The sequence below is a fragment of the Paenibacillus sp. FSL H7-0756 genome (assembly GCF_038006765.1).
GTDB lineage: Bacteria > Bacillota > Bacilli > Paenibacillales > Paenibacillaceae > Paenibacillus_AQ.
On the sequence record NZ_JBBOVT010000001.1, the window covers coordinates 883,824 to 900,966 of the forward strand.

The 17,143-nt window shown below is 38.9% G+C and carries 14 protein-coding genes and 1 pseudogene; 13 read left to right on the plus strand and 2 right to left on the minus strand.

Translation table 11 applies throughout. From position 1 onward, the window contains the following. Positions 1–440 precede the first annotated feature (440 nt). From NST04_RS03900 to NST04_RS03910, 3 genes are all read left to right on the plus strand, one after another. Positions 441–2,033, plus strand: coding sequence for an RNA-directed DNA polymerase (locus NST04_RS03900; protein ID WP_341183214.1), 1,593 nt, complete (start codon positions 441–443; stop codon positions 2,031–2,033). Positions 2,034–2,195: 162 nt separating this feature from the next. Next, positions 2,196–3,575 (plus strand): hypothetical protein, encoded by a 1,380-nt coding sequence (locus NST04_RS03905; RefSeq protein WP_341183215.1) that lies wholly within the window; start codon positions 2,196–2,198, stop codon positions 3,573–3,575. 327 nt (positions 3,576–3,902) lie between these two features. Continuing rightward, positions 3,903–5,615, plus strand: a complete 1,713-nt coding sequence (locus tag NST04_RS03910) for an AIPR family protein (protein WP_341183216.1) — start codon at positions 3,903–3,905, stop codon at positions 5,613–5,615. Between the two features lie 489 nt (positions 5,616–6,104). On the opposite strand, the gene NST04_RS03915 is transcribed toward NST04_RS03910, so the two are convergent. After that, entirely contained in the window at positions 6,105–6,491 is a 387-nt protein-coding gene (locus NST04_RS03915; RefSeq protein WP_341183217.1) for a HEPN domain-containing protein, read from the minus strand. Positions 6,492–6,634: 143 nt separating this feature from the next. Here NST04_RS03915 and NST04_RS03920 point away from each other — a divergent pair, with 143 nt between their 5' ends. From NST04_RS03920 to NST04_RS03930, 3 genes are all read left to right on the plus strand, one after another. Further along, entirely contained in the window at positions 6,635–6,970 is a 336-nt protein-coding gene (locus NST04_RS03920) for a helix-turn-helix domain-containing protein (protein ID WP_340750603.1), read from the plus strand. A 120-nt stretch (positions 6,971–7,090) separates the two neighbouring features. Next, positions 7,091–7,438, plus strand: a complete 348-nt coding sequence (locus NST04_RS03925; RefSeq protein ID WP_340750605.1) for a restriction endonuclease — start codon at positions 7,091–7,093, stop codon at positions 7,436–7,438. Between the two features lie 193 nt (positions 7,439–7,631). Continuing rightward, complete coding sequence (locus NST04_RS03930; RefSeq protein ID WP_341183218.1) at positions 7,632–8,354, plus strand: formylglycine-generating enzyme family protein; 723 nt, start codon at positions 7,632–7,634, stop codon at positions 8,352–8,354. A 708-nt stretch (positions 8,355–9,062) separates the two neighbouring features. On the opposite strand, the gene NST04_RS03935 is transcribed toward NST04_RS03930, so the two are convergent. Beyond that, positions 9,063–9,290 carry a hypothetical protein gene (locus tag NST04_RS03935; protein ID WP_341183219.1) on the minus strand — a complete coding sequence of 76 codons (228 nt, stop codon included), beginning with the start codon at positions 9,288–9,290 and terminating at the stop codon, positions 9,063–9,065. Between the two features lie 361 nt (positions 9,291–9,651). Here NST04_RS03935 and NST04_RS03940 point away from each other — a divergent pair. From NST04_RS03940 to NST04_RS03970, 7 genes and pseudogenes are all read left to right on the plus strand, one after another. After that, positions 9,652–10,062, plus strand: a pseudogene (locus NST04_RS03940) (transposase); the annotation flags it as partial. A 216-nt stretch (positions 10,063–10,278) separates the two neighbouring features. Then, complete coding sequence (locus NST04_RS03945) at positions 10,279–11,085, plus strand: LuxR C-terminal-related transcriptional regulator (protein ID WP_341183220.1); 807 nt, start codon at positions 10,279–10,281, stop codon at positions 11,083–11,085. Positions 11,086–11,401: 316 nt separating this feature from the next. Next, the gene (locus NST04_RS03950) at positions 11,402–11,878 is read left to right on the plus strand and encodes a hypothetical protein (RefSeq protein ID WP_341183221.1); all 477 of its coding nucleotides are present in this window, start codon (positions 11,402–11,404) and stop codon (positions 11,876–11,878) included. A gap of 104 nt (positions 11,879–11,982) precedes the next feature. Continuing rightward, a complete protein-coding gene (locus tag NST04_RS03955; RefSeq protein WP_341183222.1) occupies positions 11,983–12,252 on the plus strand; it encodes a hypothetical protein in 270 nt (89 codons plus the stop codon). 25 nt (positions 12,253–12,277) lie between these two features. Continuing rightward, positions 12,278–12,532 (plus strand): hypothetical protein, encoded by a 255-nt coding sequence (locus NST04_RS03960; RefSeq protein WP_341183223.1) that lies wholly within the window; start codon positions 12,278–12,280, stop codon positions 12,530–12,532. 669 nt (positions 12,533–13,201) lie between these two features. Next, positions 13,202–15,403, plus strand: coding sequence for a peptidase domain-containing ABC transporter (locus tag NST04_RS03965; protein ID WP_341348747.1), 2,202 nt, complete (start codon positions 13,202–13,204; stop codon positions 15,401–15,403). Next, positions 15,404–17,065, plus strand: coding sequence for an HlyD family efflux transporter periplasmic adaptor subunit (locus NST04_RS03970; protein ID WP_341183224.1), 1,662 nt, complete (start codon positions 15,404–15,406; stop codon positions 17,063–17,065). Positions 17,066–17,143: the final 78 nt, after the last annotated feature.

Consider the following 17,143-nt stretch of genomic DNA (forward strand, 5'->3'; position numbering starts at 1 on the left):
CAGGAGCCTGTATTTGCAGCATGAGGTCCATAGGAGCTGGATAGGTCACGCTCCGGTCGGAACGGTGCGTAAACGGGCTTCTGCGAGTTTATTTGTGCTATAGAATAATGATGTACCTGAATGAAGCCTTGCCATATTAGGATGAAAGCTTCTTGCGCGGTTTTGGCTAAAGGTCTGAGGTATTAATAGTTGTTGTATTTGGATGTTTATTAGAATCTGGGGTTTATTAAAATTAGGTAAATATTTCTCTATTATATTAGCACTTCTATTTTTCGGATATTCCAGTTAAAATTACCCTATAATTTACTATGCAAATGAAGAAATGAATTTTTGATTATCAATACTGGTTTAGACAGAATTAATTACATCGTTGCTTTAATGCTTAATTTAATACGCCCTAATTGATTTCTGCAAAAAATAACCGTGAAAGAGGTCTCCTAATGCTCACAGTAGATTCTTTAATCAGAAAAGGATATTTTCCAGAGGAACTCTCACCTATATTTTCTACAGAGACTTTGGCAGATACACTTAATACCATTATTCAAAATATAAGTAACTATCCTGATAAACCAGCAAGTGCCACTAAGCACTCAATACCTAGAGTTAAGCACCTTCGAAGAATGTTGAGCATTCCTAATCCATTACTTCAGATTAAGCTATGCAACGCTATTGAAGATAACTGGAATACTATTGATGGATTCTTGTCTAATACGAATATGACTCTTACAAAACCAGTTATTTTGCAAGATTCCAAAAGAGCTGTCTCACGTTTACGTCATTATTCGTATATTCCGGTTCAGCAGGCATTAGATTCGACGAGTGTAAGGTATGTGTTGCGAACAGACATTTCTCGTTTTTACCCAACTATATATACCCATAGTATTCCGTGGGCTTTGCATACAAAAGAAGTAGCAAAAATCAACAGAAAAGATGCCTTATATGGAAACTTACTGGACAAACGTGTTAGAAACTCTATGGATGGTCAAACTTTAGGCATCCCGGTGGGACCAGATACATCATTAATCATTGCAGAAATTATTGCAACGTCAATGGATGTGAAATTAAGAAGTAGACTGGGCGATACTAAAGGGTTTAGATATATGGATGACTACTATCTTTACTTTAGTTCTAAACCCGAGGCTGAATTTGCTTTAAGTACTCTCCATAGCATTATGAAAGATTTTGAACTTGAATTGAACCCTAATAAAACTTTTATTGAAGAACTTCCCGTATCATTGGAACAAAAATGGGTTTCGGAATTAAGGAATTATAATATTAGGGAAACAGTTAAAGGCCAACATACAGACCTTATCGGATATTTTAGCCTCGCATTTGATTACTCAAAAACGTATACTAATGATCGTGTGTTGAAATATGCCTTATCAAGAATTAAAAATATAGAGATAAAAAATGAAAATTGGTCTTTGTACGAAAGCTTAATATTAAATTCCGTGATTGCAGAGCCCAGTGTAATACCCATTGCTGCATTAATTTTTTATAAACGAAAAGATGAAGGTCATATAATAAATACATCTCTCATTTCAGACACAATTACAGAAATAATCATGAATAGTGTGAAATTTAATTATGACAATGAGGTTGCTTGGTGTCTCTGGATGAGCAAATTGCTTAACATCGAAGTTAAGGAAAGCGCCGCAATAGAAATTTCAAAATCTGATGATAATGTAGTTGCTTTAGCGGCACTAGATTTGCTCAATAGTAACTTGATACCAAGAGGTTTAGATAATAGAAAGTGGAAATCTATAATGAAGAGTAGTGAATTATATACCGACAACTGGCTTTTAGCTTATGAAGCTTATGTTAAAGGATGGCTACCCTCAGCAAGTGGACGAGATTATGTTTCGAGCGATGGATTTTTCGGAACGTTGAAAGCAAACAATGTTGAGTTTTACAGAGGTGTTACCCCGTTGATACCTGCTCCTTTAATTGCTGAAGAAACAAGAGATGCAGAAGATACTACTGACAATGTTGGGAACGATACACTTGACCAAGATGAAACAATAGACTATTAGTATAACTAAGAACCTTTATCAGAAAAACATAAGGAATTCATAATTATAGATTAAGTAAAAATCAATTAGGGGAGGCCAGAAAATGGATCTCCCTTAATTTGCTTTTGAAAATAAATTAAATAAAACAATATACAACGAACCGCGGAGGGAGAGGAAGAGGCAATGCCAACAATGGCAAACTCATCAATACCAGCTCCAAGAGAATGGAATGAATTTGAGGATATAGTCGCTAGTTGCTTACGGATACGCTGGGGAAATAAAAATTTGAGTAGAATTGGAAGAAAGGGACAAGTTCAACACGGTGTTGATATTTATGGCAATGATGATCTAGGAAGAAAGGCGGGCGTGCAGTGCAAACTAATAGAAGGTAAAATAAACTTAAAAGTTGTAGTCTCAGAGGTTTTAAAAGCTGAAAATTTTGTTCCTTATTTAGACATATACTACATAGCAACAACAGCATCTCGCGATGCCAAATTCCAGAGAGACATACGTATGCTATCTGAACAACGAAAAACGGAACATAAATTCCCTATACAAATGCTGTTTTGGGAAGATCTTATTCAAGATCTAGCAACTGATTCTATGGAATTAAATAAGCATTACCCGGAATTGAATTTAAGAACGAGCAATGAAAAAAATAAAAGAAGAGCAATTCAAATAAACAATAAAGTTTTCAAACTTTTTTTAATTCCTATTTTATTAATATTGTTATATATTTGGCAACCTGTTCTTATAAAAGATGTATTAAATTCCAGTAGCATTATCTTATTTGAGAATTTAGTGGGTTTAATTTTATACTCTATTTTAATTGGTTTTATAGTTATAGTACTAAGGATTAGCGATTCTAAATTTAATGAAGAAATAAAAGAGAGTTACCGGCCCAAAATATATGAATCAAAAGAAAAGACACCCATATCAACTAAAGTATTTGATGATGACTTTTTATATAATGGCAAGTGGAGAGTTTTGCGTGAAGTACGCATTCTGAACACTACTGGCTATGATATAAAAAATATTGTAGGTAAGGTAATATTCTATGATAATCATTATAAAGTAGATGAAATCAACTTTATCGAGGATGATATTCCATCACGAAAAGGTATAAGAATTGATAAACTTGTTGAGCATAAAAAGGAAGAAAACTGGAATGAGTTCCATACCGAGATCATCTCCATGGAGTCGAGTAAAGGGACAGAAAGAGATATAAAGATTTATGGGACATACTTTATAAGAACTTATTTCTTGTTACTGAATCGGTATAATTATATAAGGGCTTTTGGTAGACGCATTTTGCCTTATGAAATTACCTGGCTTAGGAGTGTAGGTAATGATTTATGGGACAGGCTAATGTTTATGCCGTCCAGTTGGAGTTCAAAAGGCATTAACAAGGGCCTATTTTGGATTCGTTTAAGAAAGCGTCTCATACAGGTAACCGTTATTCTTTTATCTGTATGTTATTCGTCCTATGCTATAGGTAGTTTTATCATTATGGTTATCAAGTTAGTAGTATGCTGGTATAGCTTAGCTACTGTTTATATTTAAGCATATTTGAATATTTTAAGAGGTGAATTATTGATAGTTGTTAAAAATTGTCCCTTTAAGTTACGAAGCTGAAATACTTTTTATCCAAACGTACCGCTGCATGTCGAATATGAACTTACCGAGAGCGGTCAAGGAGCAGAAAAGGTATTGTGATTTAAATCCCTCCACTTTAGGATGGCCTTTAAACTTGCCGCTAAAGACAGCGCGGTGAACCGTATCATAAATGACGGCTAAAAAGGAAGTATCAAGTGATATAAAGTATCTTGGTAGACTTGGTATTCTTAACGAATTATAATTTAGTTAAAAATGGGCTTATGGGGGAACAAAGTGGATAGAATAACTAAGAGTTTGATAGATGATTTCTCTAAAGTAATGGAATTGGAAACCAAAGATCAAAGTAAATTATTTGAAATGTTCGCCACTTATTCAATCTTATCTAAGCATCATAGTGAAAAATTTGAACTTGATGATGTAGTTGGTGGAGAAGGAGGAGATTGTGGAATAGATGGACTAGCAATTATTTTTAGTGGTGTTTTAGTAAATACTCTAGAAGAAATTGATGATATATTAGAACGTTCTGGTATTATATCTGAAGTTAATATTATTTTAGTACAATCAAAGACTTCTGCTTCCTTTGATGGTGGGGAAATGAGAACTTTTGGAGACGGTGTAGTCGACTTTTTTTCGGAAAATCCAACACTAGTAAGAAATGATTTTATTCAGAAGAAGGCATTATTAGTTGAAAAAATTATCAGTATAGCTGCAAAAGTGAAAAAAATAACATGCAAGATGTTTTATGTTACAACTGGTAAATGGTTAGATGATCAAAACTTGTTGTCAAGGATTTCTAAAATACAGGAGGACATTGAGAATTTAAGTTTATTTAAAGAAATTTCCTTTTCTACACTAGGAGCTAAAGAAATTCAAAAATATTACAGAGAAACACAGGAAAGAGTTAGTGCAACGATAAAATTTCAAAACAAGGTATTGATTCCGGACATTGATGGGGTTCAAGAATCGTATATTGGAACTTTGGAATTAAAAGAATTTTTAAATATAATAATCGATGATTTAGGCAATATTAAAAGAGGGATTTTTTATGATAATGTGAGAGATTTTCAAGGAGAAAATGACGTTAATGTGAGTATTGAAAAAACTTTGCGTTCTAGTAAATCTGGAAGGCTAGCAGTTCTTAACAATGGAATTACAATAGTTACAAAAAGTCTGACAGTAGCTAGAAATGACTTTTCTTTAGAAGACTATCAAATTGTTAATGGGTGTCAAACATCTCATGTTATCTATAATAATAGAGACATTGTGAATAAAGATATTTCTTTACCGATCAAGATAATCGTCCCTGCGAATGACGAAGTGATAAATGATATTATTATTGCAAATAATAGTCAAACAGAAGTGAAGAAAGAAGAGTTAATGGCGCTGAGTGATTTTCAAAAAAATCTTGAGCTTTTTTACAATACTATTGATGATCCTAAAAAACGTTTATTTTATGAAAGAAGATCCAAGCAATATGATTCTGACTCTGGAATAGAAAGAGTGAGAATTGTTACTATATCCTCACAAGTGAGAAGTTTCGCGTCAATGTTTCTTGACAAACCTCATCTTGCTAGTAGGTTTTATGGTCAATTGTTAGAAGAACTAAGAGATGTAGCTTTTTTAGAAGACCATGAACTTTTACCATACTATACTAGCTCTTATGCTTTATATAAATTAGAGTTTTATTTTAGAAATAAAAATTTAGATTCAAAATACCGGAAATTTAAATATCACATATTAATGATGCTTAAAAATTATACGAATAATGAGAAAGTTCCGCCGTTTAACTCTAAAAAAGTTAATAAACTTTCAGAAGAAATTAATAAAATTTTGTATAACAGTAACCTACTTGATATATTCAAAGAACTGACTTCTATTATTGAAGAAGTTGTAGAAGATATTAATGATACAGAAACAACAAAAAGAATAAGCCTAAATAAAGAGTTAGTTGATAAGTTACAAGAATTAAAAAAGGAAACCGTCTGATTAAAAGGCGCATTTCGCAAATTTTGCGAGTGCGCCTTTTATGTGAATTCACTAGCCGTTATAGCGTGTACTATTTAAAGTCGGATTCCTGAGGGCTATATCTAAAACGGCGAGACCTGGACGTTCATTGGAGCGATATTATGTCTCATCATCGGATAGTCCGGATTTTCCTACAGACAATGTTGACGAATTTGATATTCATAGATTATTGAGATCTCAATTAAAATTCGAAAAGAGATCCTGAACGATAATGTTAGTAATTAATAAAATTTTTCACTAATAAAAAGGCGCCCATCGAGGTGCCTTTAAAAATATCCTCAATATGTAGAGCAAAGGATTACTTCTGTAGAGGCGGAATCTGTTCATGAATCAGGGACTAATCCTTGCCCATGCACATAGTTGCAAAAGCATCCTGAGAAACTGCCGACCATTGTATGAGCGGAGGATGGCGCTAGCCTCTCCAGGCTGTGTATGGGCCTTTAAGGCCTATTACATCCCCATCCTCAAACACAACTCCTCCAAAACCTCACCCGCCCGTCTCATCACTCTCTTCATATCCTCGTCCGTTATCATCTCTAACTCCTTCCCCTCCCCGTTAACGAGATAATTCAGTTCACCCACAAACACCACAATCTCAAGCCCAGGATGATAGTCGGTATGTATCAGGAGTAACAGATCATTTAATGATATCTCTGAGCCGAACTCTGTCTTATTCTCATAGATGTATAACGCACGAATCATGGAGATGAGGGCTGAATGACAAAGAAAGAACGCTGTCTTGTATTGTTTGTGATTTCTCATAATATGAGCTAATTTCATGTGATAACGGGCTAGACTTGTATAGTCGTTGATTTTCTCTTGCAAGCTTCTTTCCATAGTGAAAGCCTCCCATAGCATATTTGGAAAAGTATTACACCTATTATAATACCTATAAGTATTATAATAAATAATAATATCTATTAATTGGTGTTTACCTTTAGGAAACTTGTCTACACTTTGGACATGGAGAGGTGAATACGGTGATGGATAAGGAAATATTGAAGCAGGTAGGAGCTCGGATACGTGCTCTTCGGAAAGAGCGGGCACTGTCACAAGAGGCGCTTGGGGAGAAGGGCGGATTTCATTTTTCATACATAGGGCAGATCGAACGTGGGGAGAAGAACGTTTCTTTATTGAATTTACATAAGATTGCAGAATCGCTTGAAGTGAGTATTATTCAGTTATTTGCGTACCAGGGTGAAGAGTTCATGGTTACCGCAGCAGAGCGTGATATTCAGGATATTGTAGGCATGCTCCGTGAGGCCAATGATGAGAAATTACGTGTGGCTAAAAATGTACTGAAGGAATTATTATAAAGAATAATTATGAAGCAAGCCTCTCAGGGCAAAAAAGATCGTTAGAAACAAAAGCGCAAGCCATTGGTTTGTGCTTTTTGCAGTAGTTTAAGACCTGACGATATACTTTTAAGAACACCTTTGGACAAAATCAATGGTGCTGAGTTTGAGCGGTTGTGGTCTCTGTACTTCAGGGATCAAGGGTATAGTGTTAAAGAAGTAGGAGTAGGAGGTAGGGATGGTGGTGTGGATTTGGTCATTATTGATAAACGTGGCGAGAGAACTGCGGTTCAAGCCAAATGTTATGCTGACCACAATAAAGTACAGGTTATGACGGTTCGTGAACTGGTAGGCGCTAAAAGAAATCATGACTGCTTTCTATCTTTGCTGGTCACTACTTCCGATCCTACAGCAGATGCGAAGCCTGTCGAAAGACCAAGGCTATATAGGCGTAACAAAAATATCTTTAATAAAAAAATGTCGCTTTAACTAGTATGCACAACTTGCCGCTTCAGCCATCGCGGAGAAACGTATCATAAGTAGGGGCAAGTTTTTTGCGGGTACATTTCAGAGCTATTAAACAGGATAATACAGTTAATAAATGAAACTTTCTGGCGATAAATGAGCAAGGGAGGTCAATAAGATTATCGAAAAATACGGAAGTGACAGAGAGCGGTTTCTAATGGATTTAATGAATTTGATGGTGCCGGTAAAGGGGGGGACCCTTGAATTACGCGATTATATTAACACAAATAAATGGTTTAGCTCTGACTACAGGTTATCAGATCCTGGAAGTAATAAAAAAGCTATTACATGGACTGAAACGATCGAACCTTTCCATGTAATGAAGTATCCGGTAACCCAGCAGTTGTATCATTTTGTCATGTATGAAGAAGAAGTAGAACCGAATGTGAATAATCTGCCAATTACGGAAGTTTCGTGGATGGATTCGCTTGTCTTTTGTAATGAATTGTCCAGAATGCTTGGAAGGACGGAATGCTACATATTCACAAATGAAAGTGAGAACACGATATATAACAAGACAGCGAATGGCTTTCGATTACTGTCAGACGCTGAATGGCAATATGCGTGCAAAGCGGGAACCACGGGATATCGGTATGCAAGAATTGATCAAATTGCATGGTATCAAGAAAACGCTAATGGATCAGTTCATCAAGTAGGACAATCGCTTCCTAATCCATGGGGGCTTTTTGATATGATTTGGAACGTCTGGGAATGGTGCTGGGATCTATATGATACTGAACGATATGGGAACTATAGAGTCTTCCGGGGAGGCAGTTGGGCTGAAGTTGAGAACAACTGTGGTTCTACGAGTAGAAGGAAAAGCATGCCCGATATCAAGATAGATGATCTTGGTTTTAGAATAGCACTTACAAAACCTTGAGAACACGACACCAAGCATGCCGAAATTGACTTAAACTCGCCGTGAGGGCCCATCCTGCAAAGGATAGGCCTCAACTTGCCGTTATAGATAGCGCGGTGAACTGTATCATAAGTAGGGGCAAGTTTTTTGGAGAAAAACTCGCAGGAGCCTCTGTTACAGCATATCGACGATAGGGGCAGGGTAGATCACACTCCAGTCGGGATGATGCCTAAACGGCTTCTATGGGTTTATTTGTTTTACAATAGCCTCTCGGAATAACGAGCGCTGTAAAGAGGTTGAGCCAGAGAAAACAGAAGAACAGGGCTGGAAAAGATGGAAGATGAAAGTCAGTTTCAAAAAAGGGCAGACCCCTCTCTTGAGTTCGCAAGCTTTTTTTAAAAATCAGGTTAAAAAAGGAAGGAAGAGGTCTTTCAAAAGATCCCATTCTTTTTGTTGACTCCGCTACCAGGCGTGCATATGTTGGCAGATCATAATGCCGTAGGTGCGGATATACCACATCTCCGTGGAACAGTGCCGACCCGACTCAAGCTTGTAATCAAGCTTTTCCCGTTTGTTGGAGCGTTCAACAGAGGCACGGCGTTTGTAAATCTGTTTCCACGGCTCGGACCCGCGAAGGGTCTTCGGAAAGAGACGGAGATTCTCACGGCAAAACGTGTGGTAGGTCCGGCCGTATTTTGCAGAGGAACAACTGCAGGTGGGAGAACAACGTCACTTCCGGCGGTTTTGGGACTTGTCGAAGCCATTGGACTTCATTTCGTTGCCGTTCGGACAAAGGGGAATCCCGGTGGGCGAAATCGTGATTTCGCCCACCGTCACGGGTTTGGTGCCTCTAGGATTAAGATCAATAAACGGTTCAATGCGCTGAATATCCAGAAGATGGTAAATGGACTCTGCATCATGAGCCGCATCCAGCAGCATTTTGTCGACCGTGCCCAAGGTGAATCGTCGCTGAAATTCAGTGGCACTGACGACGAGACTCACCGCATCATGCCGAGAGACGATTCGGACTACGTTAAAAAACGAAAATTAAGCTTCACTTAAAGAAACAATGGTGCATCCCTCCGAAGTCGAATGCCGAGTTTGTTGCGCGCATGGAGGACATTTTGGAGACCTATACCTGCCCTACGATCCTGAAATTCCTCTGATCTGTATGGACGAACAGCCGATTCAGCTTCTGGAGGATTCTCGTCCATCCGCGCCGATGAAACGGGGTAAGTGAGCGTGAGGATTATGAATACGCGAGAAAGGGAAGCTGTAGTGTGCTTTATTTACGGAACCGTTAGCCGGGTGGCGTCACGTACAGGCCAGCGAAAGACGAACCCAGATCGATGGGGTACTTCAAATCCAGGAATTACTGCACGTTCACTATCCAAACGCGAAACGTGTTCGGCTCATCATGGACAACTTGAATACACACTCGATCTCTTCATTGTATGAAGCTTTTCCGCCAGAACAGGCCTTGTTTTTAACTAAACGCCTGGAAACCCACGTTCCTCCCAAGCATTGGAGTTGGTTAAATATGGTCAAAATTGAACTGAGCTCGATGACGATCCAATTTCTGAATCGGCGCATTGGCTCCATTGAACAATTGCAACGCGAAATCACGGCATGGAAAATCGACCGGAATCAGGCCCGAAAATCCGTAGAATGGCTTTTCACCACTCCTATGGCCAAGGGGAAATTAAAACATTGGTATCCTGAAATTTAAATTGGTCATGGTACTAGTCTTTAACATATTATTTGATATAGTAGTGTAAATTCCATCATATTCCATAAATTTTTTTTGGATTATAGTAATCTGATGTAATTATGGAATAATTGTGGAATGTTTGAAGCGACATAACAAATGAAAAGAGGATGGTAATCTTACAAAATATGGAAGAACAGGTAGAGGAAACATATCATAATCAGGGAAGTGTTCAACATGAGATTAAGCCATGGAAGTCAAACTGTCCCTAGGCCCTGGATATCTATTCAAGAATATTCAAAGCGGGAATGGAAACAATCCCTTAGATCCAGAAATAGGACAGTAGGGTTGGAACTAAGCCACAAACTTGTGAAACACGGCAACTTGACACATGTGACGCAAACGGAATTGGAAAGCATAAGCACAACTGTAGCCCAGACTCATTTGTTTCTACTGGCAGATGATGAAGGGATGTGCCTACAATTATTTGCTTCTTCTAAACAATTAAATCAGCTGAAAGAGCATTGTATAGAACCTGGAACACATTTTGCTATGAAGGATTTAGGAATCAATGCTATTTCAATTGCGATGGAATCAGGAAATACTGCAGTAGTAAAAGGGGAAGAGCATAGCCTCGAGTTTTTTTCCTCTTGGTGTTCCATTTGTACTCCTATTCAATCAGAAGAGAACATTCTTGGTTATTTGAATTTGTCCTTTAATTCAGAAGAAAATGAAATTTTTGCTGCGCCTCTACTGGGGAAAATTGTACGAAACATTGAGGAGCGTTTGGATTGGATGAATCCTATTGCGCGAAAGAAAAGAATCAAACTGAATTTGCAGGAATTTCATTTGACAAATAAGGAAAAGGAAGTCGCTTACTTATGGCTTGAAGGCTACAGTCGTTCAGAGATCGCCCAAATGCTTACTATCTCTCAGGAAACTGTTCGTTTTCATGTGAAGAATATTTATGAGAAGGTAGAGGTGAACAATCAGGTTGAGTTTGTGAAGAAAGTAATATTGTCTGGAATTAATAAGAATTATTAAATTCATCTTGACGTCTACAAATAAACTCCAAGAGCATTCACATAACTCTAATCCCCCCCTTTGGGGTAGTTAACAAAAACCCTAAAAGTTAGTAAAATATTGTTAATGTAGAAACATTAAATATATTTTCGAGTGAAGAGGGATACACTCATAGACTTTAATCCAGTTTTCATGTTCATCCATGGTGCTACTTGACTAATGAAGATATAAGAGACTAAGAGACTTTATATTGATTGATTTAAGTGGTCTATTGTCAATCGACTATGGATAACTAGTCAAAATTTGAGTCCTCATTAAAGGGAGAATAATTTTACATATGAAAATATTAGAAATAGGAAAAGAGTTTAAAATTGAGAATGTGTTGTCTTTGAGAAAGAAAATGACTCAAGCAGAAATTCAACAGGAAATGTTGAGTATTGGTGAATTCCTTGAGCAAAACAGTTTTTTTAAAAAAGGTCCTATTGTAACTGCCACCTTTGCAATTGAGCAATTAAATGAACAGCCACTATTAGATACAGAGATATTAGTTCCAATAGATAAGCCTGCAAATTTGTATGGTAAATATAAATTTAAAGATGTCTTTCACCTCATAAATGCAGTTTATGCTAGACATGAAGGCAATCCCAATACGTTACAGAATACATATATCGAATTAAATCAGTATATTAGTGAGAAGGGACTGCAACCGATAACAGCAGCTTACAATGTAAATGTTGTTGACTTACAACCGGGGCAATCCATGGATGATATGATTGTGGATGTTTATGTAGGAGTAAATCCTTCAATCGTATAAATGACGATTTTAGCTGTGATTTTTTGCTTCATAGTACTAGTCTATGTATCAGGATTACAGTTGAAATACATAAATGAAGTGAAAATAGTAAAGGAGGATTAATAATGACAGGTACAATGATTCTTAAGAATATTAATTTTATTGAGTTAACAAATGATGAATTGATATTTGTGGATGGCGGAGGTGTTTGGCAAGCCCTTGTAGGGGCGGCGGGAGCCATCTGTATTGGAACTGCCCCACTTGCAGGCGTAATTGCAGGGATTACCCTAGGCGTTGCAGGTTCACCGCTTGTAGGAGTAGGAGCAGGCATTGCTGCGGCAGGTTCTATGGCATCGGCGGGTTCAAGCATGCTGGATTATGCTACAAAAAAATAATTTAAAATAAGATGAGGTGACAAATATGGAATTATCCATATCCCATGGTTTTGTTGAATTAAATGAATTGACACTGTCTGAAATAAATGCAGGTGGTGTTTGGGGAGTTATTGGTGGTATAGCTGTTGTGGTTGCAGGAGCAGGAGGGGTTCTTGGTGGAGTAGGGCTACTACTTGTTCCCGAACCTACAGGGACAACTAAAGCCGGCGGAGTTATATCAATAGCAGGTGGAATAGCAACCATTGGTGGGGGGCTTGCCCAGATTGCAGCAAGCAGATAGTTATTAATTATAATATGTTCGTGTACAAGAAGGAATTTATGAAAATTCCTTCTTGTACAATTATTTGAACTTTAGAGGAGGTAATGAATATAATGGAAAAAAAAATAAAAGCTTATAAATTTTCTATGTTAATGTCTATTATATGTATCATTTTAACAGGAGTTAACTATCTAGCTTTCAAGGTACCTTTAGTTGGAGTAGCGTTTATTATAGTTACAGTTTCGTTTATCATTTCTTTTTTTTGTTATAAAATGGAAATTAAAAATAGCCACAAATAACGATTTTCAATTAAAGCTATAAATGAGCAAAAATGTATACATAAAATTCCAGTACCACTCAAGCAACGTTGAATCGTGTTGTCTACTTTTTAATACAAGGAAAGCACTTTGTCTCTATTTTCTTTTCGTTTTACAGTTTACTGGAAGTGAATTTGCTCATTTATAGATTAAAGCTAAACTAGCGTATGCCGACAACTCAAGCTTCACGAGAAGAATATGTTCTGTAGTGATTTCTGGTTTTTAAATTTTCCTGGAAATAAAAAGATGAACTTCTTTTTTGTCTATGCCTAAGTTAGCATGTTTGTCCGCATCCAAATAGCGGAAAAGGTTCAATGACACATTAGTCCGGTTACACAAAAAAATTATATTATTGCTCTAGGCGGGGGTTTATCTGTTTAAAAAACTGATCTGCGTTAAACAACATGATATCAAAGACTGCGGCGCGGCCTGTCTGGCGACTATATGCAAGCAGTACGGTTTGAAAATTCCGATTTCCAGAGTGCGTGAAGCAGCGGGCACTGATAATCAGGGGACAAGTGCCTACGGTTTGGTTAAAGCTGCCGAGCAGCTTGGTTTTACTGTTAAGGCCGTTAAAGGAAATCAGGAATCCTTTTTTGGTGAATATCCTCTACCAGCAATTGCTCATGTGGTGGTTGATGGTATACTCCTACACTATGTAGTTATTCACAAGGTTACCCGAAAAGAGATAATACTGGCCGATCCGAGTAAGGGCATAGTCAGACTCAAGCCTGATGAGTTTTTTCAAATGTGGACCGGCGTTCTCATACTAATGGTACCAACTCCCCAATTTAAAAGAGGAGATCAAACAAAGGGATTGTTTTCCCGCTTTTTTGGTCTATTGATACCGCAGCGGCGAATGTTGGGCGGTATATTTTTGTCATCCATGCTCTTTACTATCTTGGGGATTCTATCAGCATTTTATTTTCAGCTACTTATAGACGAAATTCTCCCATATAGCCTCACCAAGACCCTACATATTGTTTCTATTGGAGTAATTGTACTTTACATATTTAAAGTGATTTTGAGTGCCTTTCGGAACCATATTCTTTTAACGCTGAGCCAAAAGCTCGATATTTCCTTGATCCTCGGTTACTATCATCATGTCCTGAAGCTGCCGATGAGTTTTTTCGGTACACGTAAAACCGGTGAAATTATTTCAAGGCTGATGGATACATCCAAGGTTCGGGATGCGATCTCCAGCGCGACGCTCACCGTAATGATTGATACAATCATGGTAATTGCCGGCGGAGCCATTCTCTATACTCAAAGCAATTTATTATTCGGTGTCACTTTATTAATGATTCCGTTTTATATCCTACTGGTATGGGGATTTCATAAGCCTTTTGATCGGCTGAACCGTGAACAGATGGAGAAGAACGCGCAGCTGACCTCTTATATTGTAGAATCAATAGAAGGCATAGAGACGGTAAAGGCATACCGTGCCGAAGGGCAATCAGGATTTGAGACAGAACGTAAATTTGTAAGCTTGTTGAAATCGGTTTTCCGGTTGGGGATTTTTAATAATATTCAGGGTTCGCTCAAGGCCACTGTTCAGTTAATTGGCGGTGTTATCATTCTTTGGGTTGGCGCCATTCAAGTCATTAAGGGTAATCTCTCCATTGGACAATTGCTCGCTTACAATTCATTGCTTGCTTACTTTTTGGAACCGATTCAGAATTTAATCAATTTGCAACCGACTATTCAAACGGCGATGGTAGCAGCCGACCGATTGAGCGAGATTCTGGACCTTGAAGCGGAGAAACAGGAGAATGAGGAGCAAAAGATGCGGCCTGCGGCTTTAAAAGGAGATATTGACTTTAGAGGAGTCTCTTTTCGCTATGGAACCCGTGCTATGGTTCTAGATGATATTCATTTGACGATTAATCAAGGGGAAAAGATAGCTTTGGTCGGCGAGAGCGGGTCAGGCAAGACCACTCTCATCAAGCTGTTGATGCAGTTCTATTCGCATGAGAAGGGCGATATTCTCATTGGAAACTATAATATTAAAGATATTCATTTAGACAGTCTGCGGGATCGTATCTCTTACATCTCTCAGGAGACCTTCTTCTTTAGTGGAACCATCCGTGAGAACTTATGTCTGGGAGCTGCAGCAGATTATACATTGGAGGAAATTGTAGCAGCATGTCAAATGGCTCAGGCACATGATTTTGTTAATCAATTACCGCTTCGGTATCAAACCATGCTGGAAGAGAACGGTGCTAATCTGTCGGGAGGCCAGAGACAGCGGCTGGCAATTGCCAGAGCGCTGCTGCGGAAGCCGGATATTCTAATACTGGATGAGGCTACGAGTAATCTGGACTCTACCACAGAACGAGCCGTCTCGGACACAATTAACTGTCTGGAAGATATAAGTATGGTTATTATCGCCCACAGGCTGAGCACAATTATGCGATGCGACCGGATTTACGTCATGGAGAAGGGGCATGTCATCGAATCCGGAAGTCACCGGCAGTTACAGAACCAAAGGGGGAAATACTACAGTCTTTGGAAGGATCAACTGCCTGAGGATGAGGAGCAATTTGCATATGCGGGAAGACCGGGTGAACGATAAATGGTGCAGATTAAGTTAACTGAATTAAGTGAAATGACGGATAGCCGTGAACTGCTTGAAGCTAAGACACATCGCTTTATATCAGGATTTTTGCTCCTTTTGCTAGTGTTGCTAGGTGCGGCAGCCATCTGGTCCTATTATGGAGAGATTGACACAACGTCCAAGGCGGCGGCAATAGTTCGGCCTAACGAGAAGGTCAGTACTGTGCAGACTTCATCAATGGGGAAAGTCACCGATGTTAAAGTCAGAGAAGGAATGACCGTACAAAAAGGTACAGAGCTGATAGCGATGGACACCAAGGATCTGGATCTTCAATTGGCTTCTCAAACCGGGCAACTGGAGAAAAGCAACCGCAGGCTATCACTGCTCAAGAGGTACCGGAATAGTGTAGCCTCACTTCATAACGATTTCTCGAAGACTCTGCCGGACGAAGTGGTTTATTATGATGAGGTAGAGCAATTTTTGCTGGAAAATCAGCGGATTCAACAGAGCCAGTCTGCATCATCACAAGAAATCGCCTCGGCCATTCATGACAATATGGGTTCACAGGCGTTGCTAAAGAACGATCTGGAGGTCCATCAATCCAAGCTTACAGAGCAACAAGTCGATATAAAACGCAAGCTCGGATTGCTTCAAACCGAGCTTGAGCAGGAGAAGCTTCTTCAGTATTCTGTAGCTGAGAATCGAAGCATGCCAGCTTCCGTCGAGAGCAAACACAGTCAACAATATGCGGCTTACGAGACCAAGTACGGACAGTTAAAGAAAGTAGCTGAGGAAAAGGAAGCGGATTATCATAGTTTGGAGGAACTCGGCGAAAGGCTTGTATCGCAGGTGGAGCTTGAAAATGCGCGGAGAGAGGCCGATACGTCGGCCTCTCAGGTTGAGCAGTTCAGAGAAGAGACTCTTTCGGGTATTTCCGCTAATGTATCGGATGCGGACGTTCAGCTGAAAGAGCTGCAAACCGATCTGGAAACACTGATCCGGCAAGCGTCTGCCAGATACTCAGAAGCGGAAGGAACCCGATTGCAGCAGGACAAGCTGATCCAAGAACTTGAGGATTTGGAGAACAGTAAAGAACTTGGACGATCTGTGGAACAGACAGCCCTGAACAAATTGAAGGCAGACCGGATTGTTCAGATAGGCAGCTCAATCGAAGAGGAGCAGGCCAACGCGAAGTTACTGCAAAACAACATTCAGCAACTGAAGCTGGAGAAAAGTAACCGTAGTCTCTCTGCCCCTATTGACGGCACGCTGAACATTCTTAAAGAAGTCAATGTAGGAGATGTAGTCCAGACGGGAGAAGCCTTGCTTGCAGTCATTCCCGCTAACGAATCCATGTATAAAATGAGTTTGGCTGTTCCTAATTCCGAAGCAGGACAGATCAAGCTCGGTGACAAGGTCCACTTTAATTTTGCTGCGTTTCCCAAGCAGAGTTATGGCTCCCTGACCGGAACCGTTACCTCTATTGCCAGCGATTCTGTCGTTCAGCAGGACGGCCGTAGCTATTATCTAGTGGAGGCAGCATTATCCGGCAAAAACTTAGTCAATCGCCGAGGAGAACAGGGTGAGATCCGCTTGGGAATGAGCGCTGAGGCTTATATTATCACCGACTCCAAACGCATTCTCGACTTTGTACTGGAGAAGATCAATCTCAAGGAATAGAGAGGGTTCAGGGATGGGATTCTTAAAAAAAAATCAATTAATCTTTATATATCTAGGAATATGGTTGGTCCTTTGGGT

Coding starts and splice junctions, on each gene's coding strand:
- NST04_RS03960 (WP_341183223.1), top strand. CDS start 12,278: ATGGAATTATCCATATCCCATGGTTTTGTTGAATTAAATGAATTGACA.
- NST04_RS03905 (WP_341183215.1), top strand. CDS start 2,196: ATGCCAACAATGGCAAACTCATCAATACCAGCTCCAAGAGAATGGAAT.
- NST04_RS03955 (WP_341183222.1), top strand. CDS start 11,983: ATGACAGGTACAATGATTCTTAAGAATATTAATTTTATTGAGTTAACA.
- NST04_RS03915 (WP_341183217.1), bottom strand. CDS start 6,491: ATGGAAAGAAGCTTGCAAGAGAAAATCAACGACTATACAAGTCTAGCC.
- NST04_RS03900 (WP_341183214.1), top strand. CDS start 441: ATGCTCACAGTAGATTCTTTAATCAGAAAAGGATATTTTCCAGAGGAA.
- NST04_RS03930 (WP_341183218.1), top strand. CDS start 7,632: ATGGATTTAATGAATTTGATGGTGCCGGTAAAGGGGGGGACCCTTGAA.
- NST04_RS03945 (WP_341183220.1), top strand. CDS start 10,279: ATGAGATTAAGCCATGGAAGTCAAACTGTCCCTAGGCCCTGGATATCT.
- NST04_RS03970 (WP_341183224.1), top strand. CDS start 15,404: ATGGTGCAGATTAAGTTAACTGAATTAAGTGAAATGACGGATAGCCGT.
- NST04_RS03950 (WP_341183221.1), top strand. CDS start 11,402: ATGAAAATATTAGAAATAGGAAAAGAGTTTAAAATTGAGAATGTGTTG.